The organism is Bifidobacterium sp. M3-N-101, from assembly GCF_023656805.1.
Classification (GTDB): Bacteria; Actinomycetota; Actinomycetes; order Actinomycetales; family Bifidobacteriaceae; genus Bifidobacterium; species Bifidobacterium breve.
Map to the genome: position 1 here is coordinate 43038 of NZ_JAMOKQ010000010.1, position 23827 is coordinate 66864.

Here is a 23827-nt window from a genome sequence, read left to right on the forward strand (position 1 = left end):
TTATGGCAATGTTTCCGGCTTTGATGAATGACACTATGTTCTCGGATCTGTTCGATGACCCGTTCTTTGAGGGCTGGCGCAACACGGACAACGCGATGAGCGCTGCGATGCCTGCCAACATGATGACCACCGATGTGCGCGAGACCGATAAGGGCTACGACGTCGACATCGATATGCCTGGTTTCAAGAAGGACGACATCAACCTTGAGTTGAACAACGGCTATCTGACCGTGTCCGCGTCTCGCAGCAGCGAGCATGAAGACAAGGATCCGGCTGCTGAAGGTAAGGACTCGGATGAGCAGTGCGCTTGCGCGTCCGATTCCGGCAAGTGGCTGCGCCGCGAACGCTACATGGGTTCGTGCTCTCGTAGCTTCTATGTCGGCGATGACGTGAAGGAATCCGACATCCACGCCAGCTACCAGAACGGCACGCTGTGCGTCCAGGTGCCGAAGATGCAGGCTCAGCCGCAGGTTGAGGCCAAGCATCGGATCGCAATTGAGGGCTGATTGAGATTGTTGCGCTCAGTCTCTCTTGAAGCTTAGCTTCGTAGTGTGCTTGCCCGGTGTCCAGCATCGGGCTTGTTGCCCCCTCTGACGAGGAGGCTGTCAGCGAAGCTGACTGGGGGAGAGATTAGCGCAATCGATTGCAAACTAGACTCTGTTCCCTGCGCTGTCTGTCCCACGCTTTCAACGCCGACTATTGTGACAGACGGCGGGAAACATAGCCAATGCAAATGTCGGACAGGGTGTATACCCTGCCCGGCATTTTGCTGTTTTGAGCACCCTGTTTTGCCATGTTCTTATTCCGGTCGCGTGCCGTTCCGCCGCTGTACATATCCGGTGGGTAGAGTGACTTCGAAACGAGGCAAGAGAGGACATGCATATGGCAGACGACGCGCGCAACGCAAGCGGCACACCGGCACCGATGGCAAGTCATGCCGGCCATTCCGGCGGCCATGTTGTTTCCTCCCGTGCCACTGCGGCCGGCCTGATGGCAATTGTGCTGTGGAGCTTCATGGCCGGCACTGTGCGCATCGTGTCTGAAAGCTTCGGTGCCACGCTCGGATCGGCCCTGATATATACGGTTGGCGGCATCCTGCTGTTGGTGTTCCGTCGTCCGGCACCGATCCGCGCGTTCCCCAAGAAGTATCTGATTATCGGCGGCCTGCTGTTTGTGTTTTATGAATCGTCTATTTCGCTTTCGCTCGGTTTGGCCTCCATGGCCGCTTCGTCGGTGGAGGTGAGTCTGGTCAACTACCTATGGCCCACGATGATGGTGCTTCTGGCGGCGGCCGTATCCCGTCGCAGGCATGCGGTGTGGAAGGTGCTGCCGGGCGCGATTGTGGCCACGGTTGGCGTCGCGCTGGCGGTTGGTGGTAATTCCGGGCTTGACTGGCAGGCAGCCGCTGGACACATAGCTGATAATCCGCTGCCGTATGTGTTGGCTTTTGCGGGCGCGCTCGCATGGTCGGTGTATGCGGTGTTCACACCGTCCTGGTCACATGGAGTGGATGGCACTTCGGTGTTCTTCCCGTGTGTAGCCGTGGCATTGTGGATTATCCATTTTGCTTCCGGGCAGGGCTGGCCTGCAGAGCCGCCGAGTCTGGTCGCATGGCTGTTCGTCTTCATTGCGGCTGCCGCAATCGGCGGCGGCTATGCCTGCTGGGGTTACGGCATTCTGCACGGCTCGATGGAGCGGCTGGCCATCGCCTCCTATGCCACGCCGGTGCTCTCCACTGGGGCCAGTGCGGTGCTATTGGGATTGGCGTTATCGTTGCCGTTCTGGTGCGGTGCGTTGCTGGTGGCCGCTGGTTCGGTGCTGAACTATCTGGTCAGCGCGCGTCGCTCAGACCCCACCACGTAGTGAAATCTCCACCACGATGTGAATTGCCCACCACGAGGCGTCTCAAAACGGCTTAATTCCGCGAATCATCAAATCCCGCTTACCGCGTGGTGGGCTTTTTACTACGCGGTGGGAGGTTCACCGCGTAGTGGAAAACCATAATCACTTGCCCCGGCGCTCGGACGGGCGGCGGATCGGGTCAAGCAGGGCGTCCGGATTGGAAATGCCGAACATGCTGCGTCCGCTGGTGGATTCAGGGTGCTTGGCGAGGATGGCCAGAGAAATCGCACCCGGAACCAGAATGATCACGGACAGGGCGGCCAATCCCCAGTTCACAAAAAAATCCGAGGCACAGCACGATAATCACTAGAACCGCCACGGTGCCGATGATGGTCAACCATGCCTGATGCGGGTTGGAGACGCGGGTCTAGTAAGCGTTTTTGGCCGCAGCGGAGCTGGCCTTGGAGGGCTTGCTGGCGGAAGCCGGGCGTTGTTCGTTCGCGTTCGTTATACCTGCCAGCATATGCCCTGACGTCTGATGATGCGTTCCGGACAGAGTCTGAATAAAGGTTGAGAACTCTCGGGATGTTCTGTGAAATCCGACACTCTTCCCTGAATTGCGCGATAGGCTTACATGAGCTCTTGGGAAGCGTGGGGGTGAAGGTATGAGGAACTCCGTCTGGAAGACGTTGATGGAGCTGTCGCTGATTCGGGGAATCGTTCCTCAGACCATATTCGGCGTGACCGCAGTGGCGGCACTCGTATTGCTGATCGGATTGGTTGTGGGCAAGCGGAACCGTGCGCATCGCATGCACCCGCTAATCGTGTCATTGATCGTCGCCGTGGCCGCCGGTGCTGTAGGCCTGTTGGCGGCATGGTTGGTATCCGACGTGTTCATGGCATTCGAGGTCTCGCTCGGCTGGCCGGTGATCTTTACCATCGCCGGCGGCATCGCGGCGGTCGGCTTCGTAATTGCCTCAGCCGTGATCGTCCAAGGACTGCGTCGCGTCGTCGCCATCATTCTGGTGCCGTTGATACTGGTCTCCACGGCACTCGGCGTGGATTCGATCTATGGCGAATACCAGACCATTGGCAACCTCGTCGGCTATTCGCCATATGCTTCGCTGAGCTCGGTCAAAGTGCACGAATCCGCGATGAGCGTGGACCAATGGCGTAAGCGTGCCCAGCGCAACGATTTGCCCGACATGCCGCAAACCGGCAAGGTGCTTACTGTCACCATTCCCAATACGAAATCGAACTTCGCCGCGCGCCCGGCAATGATCTATCTGCCGCCCGCCGCGCTTAGCGAGATGCCTCCGACGTTGCCGGTTATGGAACTGATGGCCGGGCAGCCGGGCAGCCCGAGCCGCCTTATCGACGCGGGCAACATCGCGGCAATGATGGACTCGTATGCGGCCAAGCATGACGGTCTGGCGCCAATCGTGATTGCGCCCGACCAGAATGGTGAGGCGTCGCATAACAGCCTGTGTGCCGACACTACCCAAGGCAATGCCGAGACCTATCTCACCAAGGATGTGGTCGTGTGGGCCAAGAGGAATCTGCCTGTGGCCAAGTCGGCGAAGATGTGGGCGATTGGCGGCTTCTCGCAGGGTGGCACCTGCACCACGCAGCTCGGCCCGCGTCATCCTGAGTTGTACGGCGCGATGCTGCCGGTGGACGGTGAGCTCAAGCCGACGAATGGTACGGTCGCCAAGATGGTCAAGGAGTATTTCGCCGGTGACCAGTCCGCTTATGACGCACAGGTGCCGGTCAATGTGATTGCCGCCACCGGCTCATCGGACCAGGCGCTGTTCTCCGGCGCGGGCGAACGGGATAAAGAGTCGATACATAATATGCGTCTGATTGCCCAAGCCGCACGCAAAGTCGGCATGGACGTCACCGAACTGGTCGTGCCGGATACCGGACATGACTGGCATGCGGTGCAAGCCGTCTGGCGGGCCGGGCTTGACTGGTTCGGCGAACGAACCGGATTGGGTGAGATGCCGCAACCGTTGAAGGACTACAACCAAGTGGAGGTGTTGCAATGAGCGACGAACAGCAGCATGAGGGCGGCAGGAAGCCGCAGACCTCGCATGCGTCCAAGTCTCATGCGCCGAAATCCGGCCATGTTGCGGACAGCTGGCGTGAACTGGCCGAGGACGCGCGGCAGTGGGTGGATGGACATAGGCTGGCCGTTGTGGCCACGACGGTGCTGGTCGTGCTGAACTTGGTGGTATGGCTGGTGGCCGCCATGGCCGGATTCGCGTTCCCATTGCGCCTAGACACCAGTATGGCCGAGTTCGATCTCGGCAAACTGGTGTGCTCGTTGTTCCTGGCGCGCGGCGTGATCCAGCTCATCATTGATGCCGTGCTGTGGCTCGTCATGTTCTCCATCGCCGAGCCATGGCTGGGTCGCACCCGCACCGTTGCTGCTGCGCTCGCCTGCGCTGCTGCAGGCGCGATTATCGGCCTTGGCCTGTGCGCGGCGGCCGGTTGGCTGTTCCAGGATTCCCAGTTCGTCTCCCGCATGCGGTTTGCCCTGAGCCCGCTGGTGCTGCCGGTCGGCGCATTGATGGCGGCCAGCGCCTTTTGCGGCCACCTGTGGCGGCGGCGTATCCGGCTCATCGGATATGTGGCGATTCTGGTCGCGCTGCTCTACAGCGGCAACCCCGGCGACTACTGCATTCTCGCCGCCGCATTGCTCGGTCACATCGCCGGCCGTGTGATGGCCGGTCCACCCGCGCACGCCGAAACCGGCTGGCACTGGCTGCGTAGCACCTCATTCGAAGCACGTCGCATGTTCGCCGCCATCGCCGTGGTGCTGGCGCTGGGGCCGGTCATTTCCATCACCTCGCATAACCATGCCGGGCCGTTGAGCACGGTCGGCCTACTGATGAGCCCGGCTTCCGTCGACAACGGCACCTTGGCCAAATGCTTGGCCGGAGCCACGCACAGCGGTTGCTTCCTGCAATTCGACCTGTTGCGTGCTTCGATGCCTGGCGCGGTTCTGCGCTCGCTGCTGCCCACAGCCGTGACCTTGGTGCTGGCATGGGGCCTGTATCGCGGTCGCCGGTTTGCGGCCATCTGCGCTGTGGCCATCAACCTGTTCACTGCGGGCGTCGCCATTGCCTATTATCTGGTCGTGCCGCTGAGCTTTGCACCGAACGGTATGACGTCCTTGCTGCAGCATGGCGCGATTACCGCTTGCGTGGCGAATGCTCTGCCACCGTTGATTTTTGCCGTCGCCTTGGCTGCGATGCTGAAGCATTTCCCGATTCGTGTCGGCTGGCGCCGGCTGATCGGCGGCGTCGGTGTAATCGTGCTGGCCTTACTGGCCTGCGCCGCCGTGTACCTTATGTACGGCATCGCCCAGCCGGACGCGTTTGCGCCTCGGGCCACGGCGTCGTCGCTGTTGGCCGAACTGCCGGGACGGTTCCTGCCCATCGGGTTCCTGAGCCATATGAAGTTGTCGTTCGTGCCGCGTACGCCATTGGCGTCTGTGGTGTATCAGGGCGTTGGCTTGGTGTTCTGGATCGTGGTGCTGGCCGTGGTGATGCGTTGGATGAGCGACGTCAGCGAGTCGAATGAACGGGCGCAGGCCCGTGCCGAACGGCTGGTTGAGACCGGCGGCGAATCGATGAGCTTCATGACCACGTGGGAAGGCAACGACTATTGGCTGTCGCCCACGGGCAAATCGGCCGTGGCATACCGTGTACTCAACGGTATTGCGTTGACCTGCACTGGGCCATTTGGCGATCCGGCGGAGTGGATGGACGATCTGACCGGATTCACGCAGTATTGCGTGGAACGGTCGTGGTCGCCGGTGTTCTACAGTGTGCATCGCGAGCAGCGTGATGCGCTGCTGGCTGAGGGATGGAACTCGATTGAGGTCGGTAGTGAAATGGTTGTGGACCCGCGTGTGTGGAAGACCACCGGCAAGAAATGGCAGGACGTGCGTACCGCCATCAACAAAGCCAAGCGCGACGGCATCACCGATGTGCAGTCCACGTTCCTGGAATCGCCACTGGAAGTGCGTGAGCAGATTGAGGACATCTCCGAGGAATGGGCACAGCTCAAGGCTTTGCCGGAGATGAAGTTTACGTTGGGCGGTGTCGAGGAACTGCGTGACCCGCGCGTGCGTCTTCTGTATGCCGTCGATGCGGATGGGCGTGTGCTGGGCGTCACCAGCTGGCTGCCCACATGGCGTGATGGGCGCGTGATCGGTTGGACACTGGACTTCATGCGGCATCGTACCGACAGTCCTAACGGCATCATGGAGTTCCTGATTGCGCGTATGGCCGAGCGTCTGCGTGATGAGGGGGCTGCGGATCCGGAGCGTGCCGCAGAATTCATGAGTTTGTCCGCGGCTCCGTTGGCCGGTATGAACCCCGAGCGGGACAATGCCGGCGAAGGTGGTGCGCCGGCCGGGGAAGGCACACAGGTGCTCCAGCATGCGCTGCAGATCGTGGCCGATTGGATGGAGCCGGCGTACGGCTTCCATTCGTTGTTCAACTTCAAGCGCAAGTTCCAGCCCACCGAGGCACCGGTCTACGTGTGCTACCCGGACCCGGCGGCATTGCCCCAGATCGGGCTGGCCGTGGTGCGCGCCTACGTGCCCAGCGTGACGCCCGCCGAAGTGGCCGGCATGCTCAGCACGCTGCGGTCGTAGGGTGTGGGGCGTACGGACCCCGACAATCGTGTTCGCGGTTGAGGCTCTAGGCCGTTTGCCTGTTCGTTTACGTACGGACCGGAGACTGGCCGATTCGAGCCCAAGATGGGGCTATCTGCTTTCAAAGAGGTACCTTCAGCTTCTTGCGGATAGCTAACTGCCTTCGGAGGGGTACCTGAACCCTGAAATCCCAAGTATGAGCGTTGCAATGACGGCGTTTGTACTCGGAATTTCCCATATTCGGTACCCCTTTGGACGGAGATAGCATTCCGCGGAAGCCCGAATATACCTCTTTGAACGGAGAAACCCCAGCGAGGAGGGCATAGAAGTCGCTATCTCCGTTTCAAGGGGCTGATTCGGCCTGCTCCGGAGGTCTACTCTCGTTTCAAGGGGCTGATGCCGAAGTATTCACGCTCCGAAACTGGCGGAATGGCGTTGGCGTAGATGGGTTTCTACATGCGTTCTAGTGGATGACTAGCCCCTTGAAACGAAAGTAGACCTCCGGAGCAGGCCGAATCAGCCCCTCGAAAGCGTTTTTGCCGTTGCGGAGATTTTCCAGCCGTACCGTGAACCATCTCAACGGTGTAACGTGGGACGCATGAGCGAACTTACCGAACATAATGACGGCAACACGCAGGTCGCATACTTCGCCGGCGGCTGCTTCTGGGGGCTGGAGCGCTACTTCCAGAACGTCGACGGTGTCACGGACACCACGGTTGGCTACGCGCAATCCACGGTCGAATCGCCGACCTACGAGCAGGTGTGCGCGGGCGGCACGGATGCAGCCGAAACCGTGCAGGTTACTTTCGACCCAGCACGGGTAAGCCTGCGGACACTGGCATTGCTGTTCTTGGAAGTCATCGACCCGTTCTCGGTGGATCAGCAGGGCGAGGACCGCGGCCGGCAATACCGCACCGGCATGTTCTACACGGACGAGACGCAGCGTGCCGTGTACGTGGCGGCCTTGGAGCAGCTGGTCGACCGTCAGCCGCAGCGCCCGGCCGTGTTGGTCGAGCCGCTACGCAATTTCTACCCGGCCGAGGCCCATCATCAGGATTATCTGATCAACAATCCCGGCGGCTACTGCCATGTGCCGATTGCGGCGATTGCGAACGTGAAGCGCCGCCAGAAGTACGTGGAGCGTATCTGGGACCTGACGCTCGAGCAGTTCGCGGTCACGCAGAACGCCGCTACCGAGCGCCCGTTCGTCAACGAGTATGACGAGGAGTTCGAGCCCGGCATTTACGTGGATATCGTCAGCGGCGAGCCGTTGTTCTCTTCGCGGGACAAGTTCGATTCCGGCTGCGGCTGGCCCGCGTTTTCCCGGCCGATTAAGGGTGACTTGCTGACTGAGCACGAGGATCATCGCATTCCGGGGCGTGATCGTATTGAGGTGCGCACTTCCGACACGCAGATTCATCTGGGCCACGTGTTCGCCGATGGTCCGGCCGATCGCGGCGGCCTGCGCTACTGTATGAATTCCGCCGCGCTGCGATTCGTGCCGCGCTCGCGCATGGCCGAGGAGGGCTACGGCGACTGGATTCCGGCCGTGGACGGGGAAGCTGACGGTCCGGTCGGGAAGACCGATCAGCCTGGGGCAGCTCACGAACGGTAAGCCGCGACTGCACGAGCTGCATGAGATGTGGTATTTTGCTGAATATAAGCGCCGAAAGGACCGGACAGCAACATGAGCATGGAGAACATTGCGGGCGCTCGCAAACCTGCCAAGCGTGAGGATGACCGGACGGTTGCCGGCGAGCATCGTATGATGCGTCGCGCGGACCGTGAGGTGACCGACCCCGAGCAGATCGCTGCGATTATCGCCGCTTGCGACATCGTCGAAGTGGCATATGCGGATGCTGAGGGCCTGGCCATCGTGCCGTTGAATTTCGGATTTGATTATGAGTATGACGAGGCCGATGGTGTTGCCGCAACAGTCTTGGTGAACGGTGCTGAGACGGTCGGCAGCACGGGAGTCGTGGCAGCCGATGAGGTGGGGTGCCCCGGCAAACTGACGCTCTGGTTCCATTCCGCGCCGCACGGCCGCAAGCTCGACGCGATTCGTGCCGCAGCCGGCGGGCGTCTGCCCGTGGCATTCACCATGCAGGCCGACTGCGAGGTGGTGGCGGGTCGCACCACGTGCAATTGGGGCGAGGCGTTCAAGTCGATTGTCGGCAATGGCGAGGCCTCGCTGGTCAAGGATTTGGATGAATGCCGCCACGGCTTGCAGGCGCTGATGGCGCAGCAGGCGCACATGCCGCACGTCGAATTCACCGACGCGCAGGTGCGCAGCGTCACAGTGTGGAAGATTGAGGTCGATTACTTCACCACCAAGGTCCGTGCCAAGCCCGCGCCCGCGCACATGCATCAGCGCCCTGCCGTGCCGCGCGCAGGTGTGATCGGTGCCCGATAACATCATTGCAGCAAGGATGGGATGTCGGTTGTGGTGCGGCTCAACGGTTCTTAACGTACCGGGTGCCGCGGCCGGCGCCCAGTTTGGTGATGGTGCCGTTGTCAAGCAGTGTCTTCAGTGTACGTTCAACAGTGCTGGCGCTGATATCGGGCAATTGTTGAAGTATGTCCGCTTTTGAGAGCGGCGATAATGTGCGGTCAAATAGATTGCCGATACGCTGCTCCTTGGTGGGTTTTCTATTGCTGCCCCAGCCGGACACTTCCCCAATCCGTTCGTCGAACTCTTTACAGGCAGTGAGGATGACGCCGAGTAAGTAGTTCACAAATGGTGCATAGTCGTTGACGTTGTCGTTCCAGCCGTATGTGCTCGCGGCAAGTGCCTCGTAATAGGTGTCTTTGGTCCGCTCGATAAGGTGTTCAATGCTGATGTATTTACCTACTTGGTAACCATTGCGGTAGAGCAGTAGCAAGGTCAGCAGCCGGCTCATTCGACCATTGCCGTCATTGAATGGGTGGATGCAGGTGAAGTCGAAGGTGAACATTGCTGTGGCGAGCAATGGATCGATATGTCCGTCTTGGATGGCTTCTGTATAGGCGGCGCAGGCGCGCTCGACGAGCTCCGGTGTGATGAGTGCGTTTGGGGGCGTGAAACGAATGATTTGTTTTCCGGTGGCGTCGCGCTCGATGATGACATTGTCGCTGTCTTTGAAATGTCCGCCGAAAGCGAGGCCAGTGTATCGGAACAGATCGCGATGCAGTTGGAGGATTGTATTTGGGGTCGGTGGAATGTAGTCGTGGCTTTCGTGGATGGTGGCGAGTACGTCGCGATAGCCGGCGATTTCCTCCTCGGCACGATTGCGTGGCGTGGTTTTTTCTGCAACCAGTGCGTTGAGTCGCTTGTCGCTGGTAGAGATACCTTCAATACGATTGGATGCGTTGGTGCTTTGAATGCGTGCAACCGTGATGAGTGTGTTCAGCAAATCAGGCCTGGTTGCAGCCTGTACGCTTTGACGACCTTTGGCTTCGTGGATGGCGGATAGCAGTGTTGTGGTTTGTGGGGTGAGCAGTTCCTTGGCGGCGGTGATGTAGTCGAAGTGCTTCATTGTGAATCTCTTTCTGCATCATCGAATAGTTTTCTGCATCATATTCTATCAATATGATGCAGAAAAGTGGATTGTTATTCCCTTGATGATGGTGTTGCTCAAATCTCACCTTCCGCTGGCGGGAGGTGGCTCGCAGCGCCGGTGGGTGGTTTGCTCTCGAACCCGATAGACTTGCCGCATGGCAGCAGTGACAGTGGTAATTACCAGTTGCAATCAGGGTCCGTTGATTCGCGAAGCAGTCGAGTCGGCATTGTCCCAGACGGTTCGCCCGGAACGCATCATCATCGTGGATGATGGGTCTGATGATCAAGCGTCCGTCAATGTGTTGAGTGCAATTCTCGACGATTGCCGGCATGGAGTGCCGGATACGGGCGGTGTCGCCGTCGATCTTATCGGGCAGGTGAATGCCGGTCCTTCCGCCGCGCGCAATCGTGGTGTCGCCGCTGCCGAGGCGCCGTTCGTGGTGGTGCTGGATGGCGATGACCGTTTGATGCCGACCTTCATTGAGCGTACGTTGCCGTTGCTGGCTGCTGATGATTCGATGGTTGCGTCCTCTGGTTGGCTGCGTACGTTCGGGGTTCTGGACTCAGTGGTCCAACCGACCGGTGGCGACGCGGGAGCGTTCGTGTCACATAACTGCTGCCCGGCCACATGCATGATTCGCCGCTCGGCGTGGGAGCGTTGCGGTGGCTACGACGAGTCGATGCGCAGTGGCTTTGAGGATTGGGATTTCTTCTTGTCGTTGCTGGAGAGTGGGTTGGCTGCGAAAGCGGAAGATGGTATCGACGGTATTGGGGATGCCGGCGGTATCGATGATACCGATGGTGTCGAGGATGCTGGTAGTGCAGGCGGTGCTGTGGATATTGGCGGTACTAAGGATGCCGGGAACATTGAGGCTGTCGGGGATGCCGGTAACACCAAGAATCCCAAGGAGGGCACGGCTCACATCGGCATTGTTCCCGAGCCCCTAATCGAATACCGCACGGCCCCGGCCTCCTCAAACGTGACCAGCATGACCAAGCGCCTCGATCTCATGCGCTTCCTGATCACCAAGCATCGCGATCTCTACGCCGCGCACATCGCCAACGCCATCCTCGGCGTTGAAGCCATCTCCATGAGCCGCTTAACCATGTGGGAATCGTTGATGCGCGGCGACACCACCGCCAGCCAAGCCTTCATGACCCACCCCACCTATGGCGACGGTGGAATGGCCGCCGCCATACGCTTGCGGAGTTGAGAGGCATCAGCTGACCAAATGCCGATAGAGCTCCGGATCGATTGGCCGGGCCAACCGCAGGATCGACAGCGTGACCTTCACGCTGCCTTGTCCGCTTGCGTCAGGTTTGGTGGTGAGCTGAGGGTTGTCAAACGCGGCAACGTGGCCAACGTAGTAGTACTTGCCCTCGGCCTCTTCCGCCTTGCGCATAACGAATAACGGGACGAAATGCGTCTGGCCCCAATTCGGGCCAATGCCGTTAAGCGCCCATCGGAATTCGGGAGACTGCGGAGTTCGTCCATTCTTGCTGAAGTATTTCATTTCCTGTGTGCTCAGGAATTCATCTTCGTATTGACTTGCCGCGTATTTCACGAAGATGGGCATGGTATTGGTTTCCTTGTCGAGGAGGTAACCACCCACGTTTTGCGGAGTATTCTCCTTCTTCCATCCGCACAGTCGCATGACGTCTGCCATGGAATATTTGCGTTCGTACAAGAACATGTGATCAAAGACCTGTTGCCTGGCGGCGGCCTCACGGAATATATCTCGGCAATTGGCCATACCGGTGCGCAGAGTGTCCGCAAAGAAGATACGGAACGTTCTGTTCGTGGCAAGCATATCGGCGAATCTGCTGTTCAATCGATATGCGGTACCGTTTTCTGTGCCGGTGCTGTTCACGGCTTCGACTAATGGCTGATTGCCGAAACGATTGCAGTTTGGGCCGGTGAAATATGAGTAATCGAGCACGCTGATCGCAGAGTCGAATTGCGTGTCTGAACCATCGGACTGCGGGAATTCAGTACGAATCGCATCGAGCAATTCGCTGCGGCCGATTGGCGAGCCCGCACTCCAATGCTGCGGTACGTCGTCGTCGAGCCGTTCGCTGACGAAATGGCATAGCTGAGCAAGAATGACCAATTCGTGCGGTCGCAATCCGGGCAGCAGCAGCTCCGCTGCCATCTTGAGTATCGCGTCTTCAACGTCGGTCACCGGCTCCAACTGATCCTCAAATGTCGCTTCATGATGTTTGCCTTTGCCCAGGCTTTTTTCACGGGAGCGCACGAAATCAAGATAGTTGCTGCGCTTCGATGCGATGGTATACGGCAGTGAGGGGTCGTAGTTATAGATGTCCGTAAGCATGGGGATGCGGCCCAGCTCGTAACGGACTTGGCGATACTGTTCGGACAGCTTTTTCATGTCGGACCAGTCGGCGGTGTCCAAAGACTTAAGGATGCGCTCCTTGGCGATCGGGTCGAAACTGATGGACGACAGGCCGATTGACTTTCTCTGCAGGTTCTTGCGAGCTCTGTCGCGGTCGCCGGTGTTGCCGTATAACGCCACCGGAATCAGATAGTTGTTGTTGTAATTGCCAATGAAATCGATAACCACAACGCTTTCTTTGTGCGGGAATTTGCGCAGTCCGCGCCCGAGCTGCTGCGTGAAGATAATGCTGGATTCGGTGCTGCGCAACATGACGATTTGGTTGACGGCGGGAATATCAACTCCCTCATTGAACATATCGACAGTGAAGAGATAGTCGAGTTCGCCTTCAATGAGCTTGCAGACGTATTCGTCTCGCTGCGTTTGGGACACGGGCCTGCCGTCATCGTCCGTGCTGGTAACGGCAGCGGTGCGATAGGGGCGTTCAGCTTGTTGATTCCACTGTTGGTTAAACAGCTGGGATAGCTTATGGGCTTCCTCCTGTCGGCTGCAGAACACGAGTCCGGTGACCGGAATGTTGAACTGCCCATATTCCTGCAACTTGTCAATGATGTAGCGGACTCGCTTTTCGGTGGCAAGTTGCTCGATCTCGTACTTGAGCTGTTTCGAGTCCTTCTCATCAAGGCCCTTGGAGACATCGAGACGATGGGCGATTCCATTCGGATCGTCGTTGGAGCCAAGGTATTCCGCAACACCGTAGTAGTGGAATGGACAGAGCATGTTCTCGTCCAACGCCTTCTGCAAGCGAATTTCGTACGCGATGTTATGCCCGAATAGCTCGAAGATGTTGATGCCGTCGGTGCGCTCTGGCGTGGCGGTCATGCCGAGCATGAAGTCGGCATCTTTGAAATGATTGATGACGCGCTGATATCCTTCGGCTCCAGCGTGATGAACTTCGTCAACCAGAACGTAGTCGAATTCATCGGATTTGAATTGCGCCAAAACCTCCGGCTGCCGCATCGTCTGTACCGTGGCGAATACGTAGCGGCGGTCCTGTTGCTTGCTGGTGCCTGAATACAATCCCAATTCGGATTCATCGCAGCCGAGCACCTTTTGGTAAGACTTCATTGCAGTTTGAAGAATCATCTGCTGCTGGGCGATGTACAGCATGCGCTTCGGCTGGCATTCGCGTACGTCGAATGCGGAAAGGTGCGTCTTTCCGGTGCCGGTGGCCGACACGATAATTGCGCGGTGCTCGCCTTGTTCACGAATCTTCTTGAGATTCGCCAACGCCTCCTGTTGCATGGCGTTTGGCTGAATATCATGCCCCTCAAGCGACTGCAGAATCTCATGACGCGGTGGGGCGTATTTCTTGAAATCTTCCTCATACTGTTTGATCCATTCTTCGGTCAGCGGAACGGAATCAGCCACCTGTGAGTCGATTTCATCCTGGAACTGCCCGACCAGCTCTCCATCCGCCAGCGATGAGACTTTGAGATTCCATTCGCGTTGCGTGGTCAATGCGGCTCCAGTGAGATTGGAACTGCCAACGTACAGGTCGTAATAGGGTGTGCCGTCTTTCATGCGGCGAGAAAAGATATATCCCTTGGGATGGAATGGTTGTCCTTGAGCCATTGCGGAAACTGAGGTATTACGGGAACCTTCCCACACGCGAACGTCAACACCAGTGGTGTTCTGAAGATGCAGCAGCTCCCAGAATGCCCTGGGATCGTTGAAATGATTTTTCGTTGAGGTAATCAGTGTGCCCGCTCGGGTCGCTGTTTCATGGTGACTTCTGAAGTCTTCAAATAAGCTGAGCACGGCCTCAGCCGAGACGAATGCGACAGAAATGTCGAAGGAATCGCTAGTAGCCAAGGAATTGCCGATTTCCTCGCGCATGGTCAATCCACCGGGGCGATTTGCGATGAGGGTCGGCTTATATTCGCCGGGAGCATCTGAGCGCGGCTCGATCAGACCTGAGATGACATCTTCGAGGATCGAGGGGGTTGGATCAGAATCGTGATGTTGCGTGTTGGCTGGAGAGTCTGAGGTGCTGACCAGATTTATAGACATGTTGCCCTGTTCCCTTGCGATTCGGATCGTTTGATGAATGCCTGACTGCGCTGTGGCGCGTTCATCGGAGCGTCAGTTGTTTGTTCGCGATAATCGCGACTGCTTCGCGATCTACCGGAGCCCAGTTCAATGTCGGCATATCAGCAGGATTCAGCCATCGGATATCGGTGTGCTCGGTGAGATGCGGCGTACCGGCGATGAGGTGACAGATGAATGTGGTGAGCCGCACGGTTCCAAAGTCGTAGGCGTATTCGCTGGTACATACCTCTTCCGCGACCTCAACTCCGCATAACAGCTCTTCTTCGATTTCGCGGTGCAAGGCTTGCCGCGCTGTTTCATGAGGCTCAATTTTGCCGCCGGGGAACTCCCAGTATCCGGCCAACGACTTTCCAGGGCCACGCTGGGCGCATAGTACGGTGCCGTTGGTGACGATTGCAGCTCCCACGACGTTAATGATTTTGCGTTCCCGCTCCATGAACAACCAGGATACAACGCTTCAAGATCCACAAGCGATCCACGATCCTCGGCGGTTTTGCATATCGATCCTGATGCTTTTGATTATGCGATCGGACGGGTCGAAAATGTCGGTGTGGACGCTACCGACTATTGTGGTAGCCAAGAGAAACAGTCTGTTTCCGAGGTGAGATTCGGGAACGGTCCGACTCTCGGCAGTGATTTATCCACGCAGACAAGCCAAAGGAGCCTCGCCATGATCCTCGTCACCACCACCCCGTCTGTCGACGGATACACCATCACCAACTACCAGGGCATCGTCTTCGGCGAAGTGGTGTCCGGTGTGAACATGTTCAAGGATCTTGGCGCGGGCCTGCGCAACATGTTCGGCGGCCGCAGCCAGGGCTATGAGGAAGAGCTGATGCGCGCCCGTAACGAGGCCATCGCCGAAATGCAACAACGCGCGGAGGCGATGGGTGCGCACGCCGTGGTCGGTGTGGACATCGACTACGAGGTGCTCGGCACAGACAATGGCATGCTCATGGTTACCGCGTCCGGCACGGCTGTGCAGCTCGCGCGCAAGGCCTGAAAATACCTATATTGAGGGCGGTCGGGTGGCCTGCTTGGCTGCCCACGCAGTTCGTGCAGCTTACAGCGCGCAAACAATCAGATAAATCGCCACGACGTGGCAGGCGTACCCGATGACCGTGCCCAAGTGAAACACCTCGTGGAACTCGAACCAGCCGGGGACGGGGTTCGGCTTGCGCAGTGCAAAACACACGGCACCGGCGATATACGCAGCGCCTCCGCATGCAATAAGTATGGTCGGCGCCGGGCCCACTGCGGGAGCCGTCCAGAGTTGCGGAATGAGCGTCACCGGGGCCAATCCCAGCACAACATACACAGTGGTGAACACCCAATTCGGGGTTCGTAGCCAGACGATATGCAGTATCGTGCCGATGGCCGCGGTCGCCCAGATCACCGTGAGATATGGCCGGCGAATCGCCGGGTTGAGCGCGAACAGTACGGGCGTATTGGTGCCGGCGATGATGAGGAAGATATTCGAATAATCAATGCCACACAGCACGCGGGTCACCTTCGCGCTGCGCCACGGCACGACGTGCAGCAGCGCGCTGTTGCCGAACAGCAGCATGGCCGAGGCGCCGTACACTGCGCAGGCCGCCTTGACGGGGCCGGCCGGCGCGATACAAATGAGCACGATGGATGCCGCGATGCACAGCGGCAGGGTGGCGAGGTGCAGCCATCCGCGAAGGCGGGGCTTGCGTATGCCGAATGCGTCCACGGGAACAATCTGACGCTTGACCGCTTTCAGCGCGGCTTTGGCCTGACGGTAACGTGATTGCGCGGCCTTGTAGCGGGCCGATGCGCGATCCAGTTCGGCGGGGCCGGTGCTTGCACCGGACTTTTGGCTCGCGGTCACGGAAGGCGTAACTGTTGAGGCGGAAGCCATTTTTCGCCCAGATGGCGTACTGATGGAAACGCTCATACGAATCACCTCGCCATGGCCGGCGACGCTCTCCCGACCACTAACTTACGCTACCGTAACCTAGTATAGGTCGACACAATAATCAAGGTTGATTCGTCCGACAGGTGAATGGACAAAAATCCTATGAACCCAGCAAAGCGGTCCTCGGTCCCGGACAAAGCAAAAGAGCCGGAACCTTTCGGTTCCAGCCCTTTACTTGCTGGTGCGAGTGGGGGGAGTTGAACCCCCACGAGCATACACTCACTGCCACCTGAAGACAGCGCGTCTACCATTCCGCCACACTCGCAGACAGTCGACCAACTTACACCCAGCCGTCCAATCGCACAACGTCCGGCGTGTCGCGTTGGTGGCAGACATGTATTGTTCGTGAATCTCCTACGGGTGCTGTGATTTTTTGAGTGTAGCGCTGCTCCCCTCGGTCACTTCGTGGCAGCTCCCCTCAGAGAGGGAAGCCAGAAGGAGATTGCGCAAGCTACGGCTAGACTCACAGGCCTGGTTTGCGCTCGCCGTTGCCGTAGAAGTGTGCCAGAGCCTCGTCGCGGAACTCGTCGAAGTAGCCGCCGTCGATCGAGGCGCGGATGTCGTCCAGCAGTTTCACGAAGAAATGCTCGTTATGAATCGTGGCCAGTGTGAACCCGTTGAACTCGCGGGCGCGCAGCAGGTGGTCGACGTACGCGCGCGAATAATGCTGGCACGTGTAGCAGTCGCACCCTTCCTCCAGCGGCCCGAAATCGAACTTGTGCTGGGCGCGCTTGATGTTGTACCGGCCGGCGCGCGTGTAGATCGCGCCGTTGCGGGCGCAGCGCGCGGGGGCCACGCAGTCGAAGGTGTCGCCGCCGTTCTCCACGCACGCGAAGATATCGTCCACGGAGGCGATGCCCAGCACATGGCGCGGCCGGTTCTCCGGCATCGTGTCGCAGATCCAGGCGCAAGTGTCGCCGATGATGCGTTTCTCGATCGCGCCGCCAATGCCCACGCCGTCGAAGTCCAGCGACGCGATCTGCGAAGCCGCGCGCCGGCGCAGATCCTCATAATTCGCGCCCTGCACCACGCCGTACAACGCCTGGTAGGGCTTGCCCAGACGCGCTGCCGTCAGCCGCTGATGTTCCTCCACGCACCGGCGGGCCCAGCGGAACGTGCGCTCCACCGAATCCTCCTGATAGGACCGCGTATTCATCAGCGTGGTCAGCTCGTCGAACGCGAACATGATATCCGCGCCAATTTTGTGCTGGATGCCCATCGAAATCTCGGCAGAGAACCGGTGCGTGTCACCGTTCAAAGGAGATTTGAACGTCACGCCGTCCTCGTCCACCCATGCCATGCGTTCCTTGCCTTTGGCGATGATGTCGTCCGACTTCATGCCGGTTACATCCATCGCCAGCGTCTTCTTGAATCCGACGCCCAGCGACATCACCTGGAATCCGCCCGAATCGGTGAACGTCGGGCCGTCCCAATTCATAAAGCGCGCCAGCCCGCCGGCTGCGTCGAGCACATCCTCACCAGGGCGTTCAAACAGGTGGAAGGCGTTGGCCAGCAAGCACTGCGCGCCCAACTCCTTCATCTGCTCGGGCAGCACGGCCTTCATCGCGGCCTGCGTGCCCACCGGTACAAATGCGGGCGTGCGAATGTCGCCGTGCGGCGTATGGATAATGCCGGTGCGCCCGTAGCGGGCGCCGTCACGCCCCAACCCGTTCGCTGCCGAAGGCAGCCGTGTAATCGTCTCGAAGTGGAAAGCGCTGCGGTCGCCGGGCTTTCCAGCCTGCGCTCCCAGCGGATGGTTCAAAACATCGCTTGTCATAGTTTCACTTTAGGCAAAAGGGCCAGAAATTGTGAAGAACTCGGTTTCGAGGGGCTGATTTTGTGTTTTCCAAACATCTATCTCCGCTTCAAGGGGCTGATGCCCAAGTAGACGGCTCACAAGAATGGCGGAATGGCGTTAACGCAAGGCTCCTGATACTCTGATTTGGCCAGCTGAACAGCCCCTTGAAACGGAAGTAGACATCCGGGAATCGCCGAATCAGCCCCTCGAAACCGAGATACCCATGGTGCTCTTCGATGATTACTCATAGACTTTCAACTAACGTTCAGAAAATCTCCAGATTAACTGCCTTTACTACTGAATTAGCGCATGAGAGTGGCGGCGAACAAGCGCCCAGAGCCGCTGAACAAACGTGATAGGAATTTTAGAAAAGGAGCAGCAATGGCTGACGAATTCAACCCGCAGGGCGTCGACCAGACCCCGCAGAACAACGAAAATCCCGCCCCAAACGGCAACGAGACTGAGACTCAGGCATCAGCTCAGACCGCAGCTGAGGGCGATGCCGCAACCACTTCATCTCACGAGGACAGCAACCCGACCCAGCAGATGCCTTCCGCGCAAGACGATGCCCCGACCGCTGCCACCGAGCCCATTCCGGACTACGCCGCAGCCAAGGGCGAGAGCACCGTGGTCTCCAGCGCTCCAGCCTCCACTCCGGCTGCAGGTGCAGACACACAGCCCACAACTCCGCTCTACCGCCCAGCCCCGGAGTTCGGCGCATATGGTCCGACTCCGACGCAGCCCGAGCAGTCCGCACAGAATGCCGCACCGCAGGGTCAGGCCGCCAACGGCCAGCCCACGCAGCAGTTCCCGTACGGCCAGGCCTCTTTGCCGCAGCCGCAAGGCCAGCGCAACCCCTACTTCAACAACCCGCAGCAGGGGAACGGCAACCCGTTCAATCCGCAGCCACAGCAGCCGCGCAACAACGGCAATCCGTTCGCCAACCCGAACGGTCAGCAGCCGCCACGTGGCGGACTGTTCGGCTTCGGCACGCCTGGCGCCGGCACCCCGAATGGTCAGGGTCCCCAGGGCTCGCCCCAGCAGCCCGGCCAGCCCAATAAGCCCGGCGCTTCCAAAACGGTGAACGGTATCGTCACCGCCGTGGTGGCGGCACTGGTTGCCGCCGCCCTGTGCCTGGGCCTCGGCTATGCGGCCATCACCAACGGCTGGGTGACTGTCCCGACCTCCAGCTCGCTCTCGAACGTCACTTCAAACAAGTCCGGCTCCGGCTCTGCCACTGCCAAGACTGGCGAAGCCCCCGATTGGCAGACAGTTGCTAGCGGCGTCTCCGGCTCTGTGGTCTCCATTCAGACCGCAATGGCCAACGGCACTGCCAAGGGATCCGGTGCAATCATTGATACTGAGGGCCACATCATCACCAATAACCACGTGATTTCCGGGGCTCAGCAGATTCAGGTGACGCTTGCTAACGGCAACATCTATTCCGCTCAGCTCGTCGGCACCGACACCACCACCGACCTTGCCGTGATCAAGCTCGACAACCCGCCGAGCGGTCTCAAGGCCGTCGAATTCGCCGATTCCGACAAGCTCGCCGTCGGCGAGAACGTGATGGCTATCGGTAACCCGCTCGGCTACGACGACACCGCCACCACCGGCATCGTCTCCGCCCTGAACCGCCCGGTGACCGTGACCGATGACAACAATAACGAGATCGTCACCAACGCCGTCCAGATCGACGCGGCCATCAACCCCGGTAACTCGGGTGGCCCGACCTTCAACGCGGCCGGCCAGGTAATCGGCATCAACTCCTCGATTGCCTCTACCGCAACTTCCTCCGACTCCGCCGGCTCGATCGGCATCGGCTTCGCGATTCCGTCTAACCTCGTCAAGCGCGTTGCCGATGAGATCATCAAGGATGGCTCGGTTAAGCACGTCGCCCTTGGCGTGGTCATCAAGTCCGACACGGTTGAAGCCGACGGTGTGACCCGCGGCGGCGCGACCATCACCAAGTCGAGCGCCACTGGTTCCGCAGTCGTCTCCGGCGGCCCGGCCGACAAGGCTGGCCTGAAGGAAGGCGACACCATCGTGGCCTTCAACGGTAACGCGGTCAACAACAACTACTCGTTGCTGGGCTTCGTGCGCGCCGCAGCTCTCGGCGATAAAGCGACGCTGACCATCGTGCGCGACGGTAAGACCATGGACGTCGACGTCACGCTCGACCAAGAGGAATCTTCCGTAAACGGTTCGTCCAGCTCGAACTCGAACGGCAACAACCAAAATAACCAGAACAACCAAAATAACCAGAACAACCAAAATAACCAGAACAACCAAAATAACCAGAACGGCAACGGCCGGAATGGTTACGGCAATGGCAACGGCAACAACGATGGCGGCACCGGTGATGGCGGCGGCTTCTCCGACCCGTTCGGTCTGTGGTAAAGCTGGTTCAGCGCGTCACACGGCGTTGAGCGGTAACCGTTGAATACCGTGTCAGACAGGCAAAGGCCCGTAGCAGTGAGCAACTCCTGCTGCGGGCCTTTCGTATACGCGGGAAGCGTTTGGCTGGGTCGGCCGGAGCGGCGGCAGATATCTTGTTCCGTGGGCTTTTGTATGCACGGGAATCGTTCTGGCAGGACGTCAGCTGCAGGCGCATAAGCTCTGTGAGCCCCTCATATGCACGGGAATTCTTGGCGGAATCGTAGGAGGGGGGCGATTGATGCCTTCCGACTGATCCGCCAACGTAGTTTCGCAGCCCGGCATGTCGCGTTCAGGCCGCTGATAGGGTAGGCCAAGCGCTGATTCAGGCAATGTCTCGAGCGATGCGCACAATAATTCAACACATAATTAAAAACGATTTCTTTACGCCGTGTATCGGATGGTCGCGCGGAGCCGAAAGGCCCTAAGCAAAGCCGCCGGTGGGTTAACAAGGCGTGACCGCAGCGCCGATTGCGCGGGCCACGCTTGCCGCAATCGACTCCGTATACGAGCGTAAGGAGCAATGATGAGCGGACTCATCAGATTCTTCACCAAAATCCTCGACATCTGCCGACTTGTGCCGATGCTTCCCGTTGTTGTTATCGCCGCGATCCCGCTAGCCCTGCTGGGCGATTGGTGCCCATGGGGCAACGCAATTGCGATGCCGGTGCTGGGTAATCCTGGTGTAGGCCAATGGCTGATAATCGCGCTGGTGGCAATCATTGTGATTGACACAGTGCGTGGCATGATTGACGATTTGCGCCACGGACAAGTCGGCGTCGATTTGCTGGCCGTAGTGGCGATTCTTTCCACCGTTGCCGTCCGCGAGTACTGGGCAAGCTGGGCGGTCATGCTGATGATTACGTCCGGTGAGGCCATTGAGGAATACGCGCAGGCCAAGGCCGAGCACAGCTTAACCGCTCTGATGCAGGCCGCGCCTCAAACCGCGCACGTCGTCAACCTGCCTGGCGTGGGGCGTGGGGCTGCCGCCGATAAGGACGATTCGTCCGATGGCTTCCGGCGTGTAGGCTCGGTTCCGGCGACGTCCTCCCCTCAGTCGACTTCGCCGACAGCTCCCCTCGGAGAGAGGAACCAAGTCCCGCCGTCGAGGGGAGCTGGCTCGCGGAGCGAGACTGAGGGGAGCTGGTCGGCTGAGGCCGCCACGCGCCGCTTCGACACTGTGCCGGTCGAGCAGGTGAAGCTGGGCGATGTGCTTATGGTGTTGCCGGGCGAAACCGTGCCGGTCGACGGCGAACTGCTTTCCGGCTCGGCCACGCTCGACCTGAGCAACATCAACGGCGAGCCGGTGCCGCGCGAGGTGTTCGCCGGTGCCCGAGTGATGTCTGGCGCAGTGAACGGTTCCACTGCCTTGACCATGCGCGCCACCCAGGTGGCCACCGATTCCCAGTACCAGCGCATCCTCGAACTCGTCGCTTCCGCACAGGAGTCCCGTCCGGCCGTGGTGAAAACCGCTGATCGCCTGGCTGTGCCGTTCACCGTGTTGTCTTTGGCGATCGCCGGCATTGCGTGGGCTGTCTCCGGCGTGCCGACGCGATTCGCCCAGGTGTTGGTACTGGCCACGCCCTGCCCGCTGCTTATCGCTGCGCCTGTGGCGTACATCGCCGGTACTGGTCGACTTGCCGCCGCCGGTGTGCTTATCAAGGCACAGGATGTGCTCGAAAACCTCGGCCGCGTCACTCAGGTATTCTTCGACAAAACCGGCACGCTCACCGTCAAGCAGCCGCAAGTGGTGCGCGTTGAGATGCTGCCCGGGGCTAAAACCCGTCTTAATGAGGATCATGTGCTGATGATGGCCGGCGTTGTGGAAAGCTATTCCGTGCACATCCTGTCGAAGGGCATCGCCAAAGCCGGTGCCGACGCGATGGCCCGCTTGCGTCAGCGTTTCGCGGACGGCCAGCGTCTCTGCCCCGAACCAGAGGCCAGCTGGCCCGGCCACGGCCGCGAATATCCGGTTGTCAAGAATATTAATGAGGACTCCGGCAAGGGCGTGTCCGGCGAGGTGAACGGCCATGCCGTCCGCGTCGGGCGACTGTCGTTCGCTGCGGCCGGCGATGACGGCTTCTTGACTGCCGAGGTAGCGGGTGTAAGCCGGGCGGATGGCCCACGGCAGGAGGCGGCCGACCTCCTCAGCCCGCTTCACGGACAGTCCCCTCTGGGCGGGGATACTGAGGCCGGATCTGGTCGCACGATTGCCGGGAACACTAAGGAAAAGGAAACGCTGCGTACGCGATTCGGTATGCTACAGCCGGACGAAATGGCCTCCTACGTGTCCGTTGACGGGCAACTGATCGCCCGCATCGTGCTGCGAGATGTACCTCGCGCCAACACCAAAACCGCGCTCGCCAATCTGCACGAACTGGGTGTTACCAAGCTCGCCATGCTTACCGGCGATAAGCGCGCCTCGGCCGAAATCATCGCGGACGAAGTCGGCATTGACGAGGTCCACGCCGAGCTGTTCCCCGAAGACAAGGTTGCCGCCGTCAAGGCTGCCACGGAGGCAAGCGCCGCGCCGGCCGGGCGCGCGAATCACGCCGCCAGCCCTGTGTCCGATGCCGTAGATGGCATCCGGTCCGATGGTTCTCAACCGTCGCGTTCTCGATGCAGCCGCGCCGCCGCAATTCGCAAGCCGGTCACGATGATGGTCGGCGACGGCGTGAACGATGCCCCGGTACTTGCCGTCGCCGATATCGGCGTGGCCATGACCGACGGCACTTCCACTGCTGCTTCCGAAAGCGCCCAAGTGGTCATTATGAATGACGATATTGCCGCTGTGCCGCGCGCTATCGCCATTGCACGCCGTACCAAGCGCGTGATGCTGCAGGCCGTGATCGCTGGTCTCGTACTCGCCACCATCGGCATGATTGCCGCCGCCTTCAACCTCATTCCAGTGGTCGTCGGCGCTTTCCTCCAAGAGGCCATCGACGTGGTCAGCATCCTTTGGGCCCTCACTGCCCTCATCGACCGCGACTAGGCGGGGTATCTCCTCGACTGAGTCGCGGTTTTGCCCCGCTGACGGTCTGTAAGCGGGGCGATTCTGTGGGTTAATAGGGGTTTTGCTCCACTCGTGGTCTGCGAGTGGGGTGATTTTACGGTCTAATAGTGGTTTTGCTGCGCT

At 59.5% G+C, this 23827-nt stretch carries 15 protein-coding genes, 1 tRNA gene and 2 pseudogenes; 11 read left to right on the forward strand and 7 right to left on the reverse strand.

What is annotated here, in order from left to right; translation table 11 throughout:
• The first annotated feature begins 2 nt into the window (after window positions 1–2).
• Complete coding sequence (locus tag NBH12_RS09015; protein ID WP_003827936.1) at window positions 3–506, forward strand: Hsp20/alpha crystallin family protein; 504 nt, start codon at window positions 3–5, stop codon at window positions 504–506.
• 376 nt (window positions 507–882) lie between these two features.
• Window positions 883–1863: an aromatic amino acid DMT transporter YddG gene (yddG, locus tag NBH12_RS09020; protein WP_250819388.1), complete on the forward strand. Its 981-nt coding sequence runs from the start codon at window positions 883–885 to the stop codon at window positions 1861–1863.
• Window positions 1864–2004: 141 nt separating this feature from the next.
• Here yddG and NBH12_RS09025 read toward each other — a convergent pair whose 3' ends face one another.
• A complete protein-coding gene (locus NBH12_RS09025) occupies window positions 2005–2178 on the reverse strand; it encodes a hypothetical protein (protein ID WP_224743711.1) in 174 nt (57 codons plus the stop codon).
• 329 nt (window positions 2179–2507) lie between these two features.
• Between NBH12_RS09025 and NBH12_RS09030 the strand changes: the two genes are divergently transcribed.
• The 4 genes from NBH12_RS09030 (at window position 2508) to NBH12_RS09045 (ending at window position 8924) form a co-directional block, all read left to right on the forward strand.
• Window positions 2508–3890 (forward strand): alpha/beta hydrolase, encoded by a 1383-nt coding sequence (locus NBH12_RS09030; protein WP_250819389.1) that lies wholly within the window; start codon window positions 2508–2510, stop codon window positions 3888–3890.
• The gene (locus NBH12_RS09035) at window positions 3887–6511 is read left to right on the forward strand and encodes a bifunctional lysylphosphatidylglycerol flippase/synthetase MprF (RefSeq protein ID WP_052828706.1); all 2625 of its coding nucleotides are present in this window, start codon (window positions 3887–3889) and stop codon (window positions 6509–6511) included. Before NBH12_RS09030 ends, NBH12_RS09035 begins: the two co-directional genes overlap by 4 nt.
• Window positions 6512–7109: 598 nt before the next feature.
• The gene (gene msrB / locus NBH12_RS09040; RefSeq protein WP_250819392.1) at window positions 7110–8126 is read left to right on the forward strand and encodes a peptide-methionine (R)-S-oxide reductase MsrB; all 1017 of its coding nucleotides are present in this window, start codon (window positions 7110–7112) and stop codon (window positions 8124–8126) included.
• Between the two features lie 72 nt (window positions 8127–8198).
• Window positions 8199–8924: a pyridoxamine 5'-phosphate oxidase family protein gene (locus NBH12_RS09045; protein ID WP_250819397.1), complete on the forward strand. Its 726-nt coding sequence runs from the start codon at window positions 8199–8201 to the stop codon at window positions 8922–8924.
• A 40-nt stretch (window positions 8925–8964) separates the two neighbouring features.
• On the opposite strand, the gene NBH12_RS09050 is transcribed toward NBH12_RS09045, so the two are convergent.
• Entirely contained in the window at window positions 8965–10026 is a 1062-nt protein-coding gene (locus tag NBH12_RS09050) for a Fic family protein (RefSeq protein WP_054321830.1), read from the reverse strand.
• A gap of 178 nt (window positions 10027–10204) precedes the next feature.
• Here NBH12_RS09050 and NBH12_RS09055 point away from each other — a divergent pair, with 178 nt between their 5' ends.
• Window positions 10205–11263 (forward strand): glycosyltransferase family A protein, encoded by a 1059-nt coding sequence (locus NBH12_RS09055; RefSeq protein ID WP_250819398.1) that lies wholly within the window; start codon window positions 10205–10207, stop codon window positions 11261–11263.
• A gap of 6 nt (window positions 11264–11269) precedes the next feature.
• On the opposite strand, the gene NBH12_RS09060 is transcribed toward NBH12_RS09055, so the two are convergent.
• Both NBH12_RS09060 and NBH12_RS09065 read right to left on the reverse strand, forming a co-directional pair.
• Window positions 11270–14476 carry a DEAD/DEAH box helicase gene (locus NBH12_RS09060; protein WP_025220991.1) on the reverse strand — a complete coding sequence of 1069 codons (3207 nt, stop codon included), beginning with the start codon at window positions 14474–14476 and terminating at the stop codon, window positions 11270–11272.
• A gap of 61 nt (window positions 14477–14537) precedes the next feature.
• Window positions 14538–14951, reverse strand: a complete 414-nt coding sequence (locus NBH12_RS09065; RefSeq protein ID WP_021649998.1) for a (deoxy)nucleoside triphosphate pyrophosphohydrolase — start codon at window positions 14949–14951, stop codon at window positions 14538–14540.
• 234 nt (window positions 14952–15185) lie between these two features.
• Here NBH12_RS09065 and NBH12_RS09070 point away from each other — a divergent pair, with 234 nt between their 5' ends.
• Window positions 15186–15518 carry a putative heavy metal-binding protein gene (locus tag NBH12_RS09070; protein ID WP_003832521.1) on the forward strand — a complete coding sequence of 111 codons (333 nt, stop codon included), beginning with the start codon at window positions 15186–15188 and terminating at the stop codon, window positions 15516–15518.
• Between the two features lie 60 nt (window positions 15519–15578).
• Here the strand turns inward: NBH12_RS09070 and trhA are convergent, their stop codons facing one another.
• From trhA to tgt, 3 genes are all read right to left on the reverse strand, one after another.
• Window positions 15579–16436 (reverse strand): PAQR family membrane homeostasis protein TrhA, encoded by an 858-nt coding sequence (gene trhA / locus NBH12_RS09075; RefSeq protein ID WP_025262659.1) that lies wholly within the window; start codon window positions 16434–16436, stop codon window positions 15579–15581.
• A gap of 200 nt (window positions 16437–16636) precedes the next feature.
• Window positions 16637–16722: transfer RNA gene (locus NBH12_RS09080), tRNA-Leu, on the reverse strand.
• A gap of 198 nt (window positions 16723–16920) precedes the next feature.
• On the reverse strand, window positions 16921–18234 hold the full coding sequence (tgt, locus tag NBH12_RS09085) for a tRNA guanosine(34) transglycosylase Tgt (RefSeq protein ID WP_065452445.1): 1314 nt from the start codon (window positions 18232–18234) through the stop codon (window positions 16921–16923).
• Window positions 18235–18636: 402 nt separating this feature from the next.
• Here tgt and NBH12_RS09090 point away from each other — a divergent pair, with 402 nt between their 5' ends.
• The 3 genes and pseudogenes from NBH12_RS09090 to NBH12_RS11170 all read left to right on the forward strand — a co-directional run.
• Window positions 18637–20655: a S1C family serine protease gene (locus NBH12_RS09090; protein WP_250819400.1), complete on the forward strand. Its 2019-nt coding sequence runs from the start codon at window positions 18637–18639 to the stop codon at window positions 20653–20655.
• A gap of 562 nt (window positions 20656–21217) precedes the next feature.
• Window positions 21218–23215 (forward strand): annotated as a pseudogene (locus NBH12_RS09095) (HAD-IC family P-type ATPase); the annotation flags it as partial.
• Window positions 23216–23335: 120 nt separating this feature from the next.
• Window positions 23336–23683 (forward strand): annotated as a pseudogene (locus tag NBH12_RS11170) (HAD hydrolase family protein); the annotation flags it as partial.
• Between the last annotated feature and the right edge of the window lie 144 nt (window positions 23684–23827).

Bases quoted from the DNA above. Each gene is read 5' to 3' on its own strand.
- NBH12_RS09045 (WP_250819397.1), top strand. From the start codon at position 8,199: ATGAGCATGGAGAACATTGCGGGCGCTCGCAAACCTGCCAAGCGTGAG.
- NBH12_RS09090 (WP_250819400.1), top strand. From the start codon at position 18,637: ATGGCTGACGAATTCAACCCGCAGGGCGTCGACCAGACCCCGCAGAAC.
- NBH12_RS09015 (WP_003827936.1), top strand. From the start codon at position 3: ATGGCAATGTTTCCGGCTTTGATGAATGACACTATGTTCTCGGATCTG.
- trhA (WP_025262659.1), bottom strand. From the start codon at position 16,436: ATGAGCGTTTCCATCAGTACGCCATCTGGGCGAAAAATGGCTTCCGCC.
- NBH12_RS09070 (WP_003832521.1), top strand. From the start codon at position 15,186: ATGATCCTCGTCACCACCACCCCGTCTGTCGACGGATACACCATCACC.
- NBH12_RS09030 (WP_250819389.1), top strand. From the start codon at position 2,508: ATGAGGAACTCCGTCTGGAAGACGTTGATGGAGCTGTCGCTGATTCGG.
- NBH12_RS09065 (WP_021649998.1), bottom strand. From the start codon at position 14,951: ATGGAGCGGGAACGCAAAATCATTAACGTCGTGGGAGCTGCAATCGTC.
- NBH12_RS09035 (WP_052828706.1), top strand. From the start codon at position 3,887: ATGAGCGACGAACAGCAGCATGAGGGCGGCAGGAAGCCGCAGACCTCG.
- tgt (WP_065452445.1), bottom strand. From the start codon at position 18,234: ATGACAAGCGATGTTTTGAACCATCCGCTGGGAGCGCAGGCTGGAAAG.
- NBH12_RS09055 (WP_250819398.1), top strand. From the start codon at position 10,205: ATGGCAGCAGTGACAGTGGTAATTACCAGTTGCAATCAGGGTCCGTTG.
- yddG (WP_250819388.1), top strand. From the start codon at position 883: ATGGCAGACGACGCGCGCAACGCAAGCGGCACACCGGCACCGATGGCA.
- NBH12_RS09050 (WP_054321830.1), bottom strand. From the start codon at position 10,026: ATGAAGCACTTCGACTACATCACCGCCGCCAAGGAACTGCTCACCCCA.
- msrB (WP_250819392.1), top strand. From the start codon at position 7,110: ATGAGCGAACTTACCGAACATAATGACGGCAACACGCAGGTCGCATAC.
- NBH12_RS09060 (WP_025220991.1), bottom strand. From the start codon at position 14,476: ATGTCTATAAATCTGGTCAGCACCTCAGACTCTCCAGCCAACACGCAA.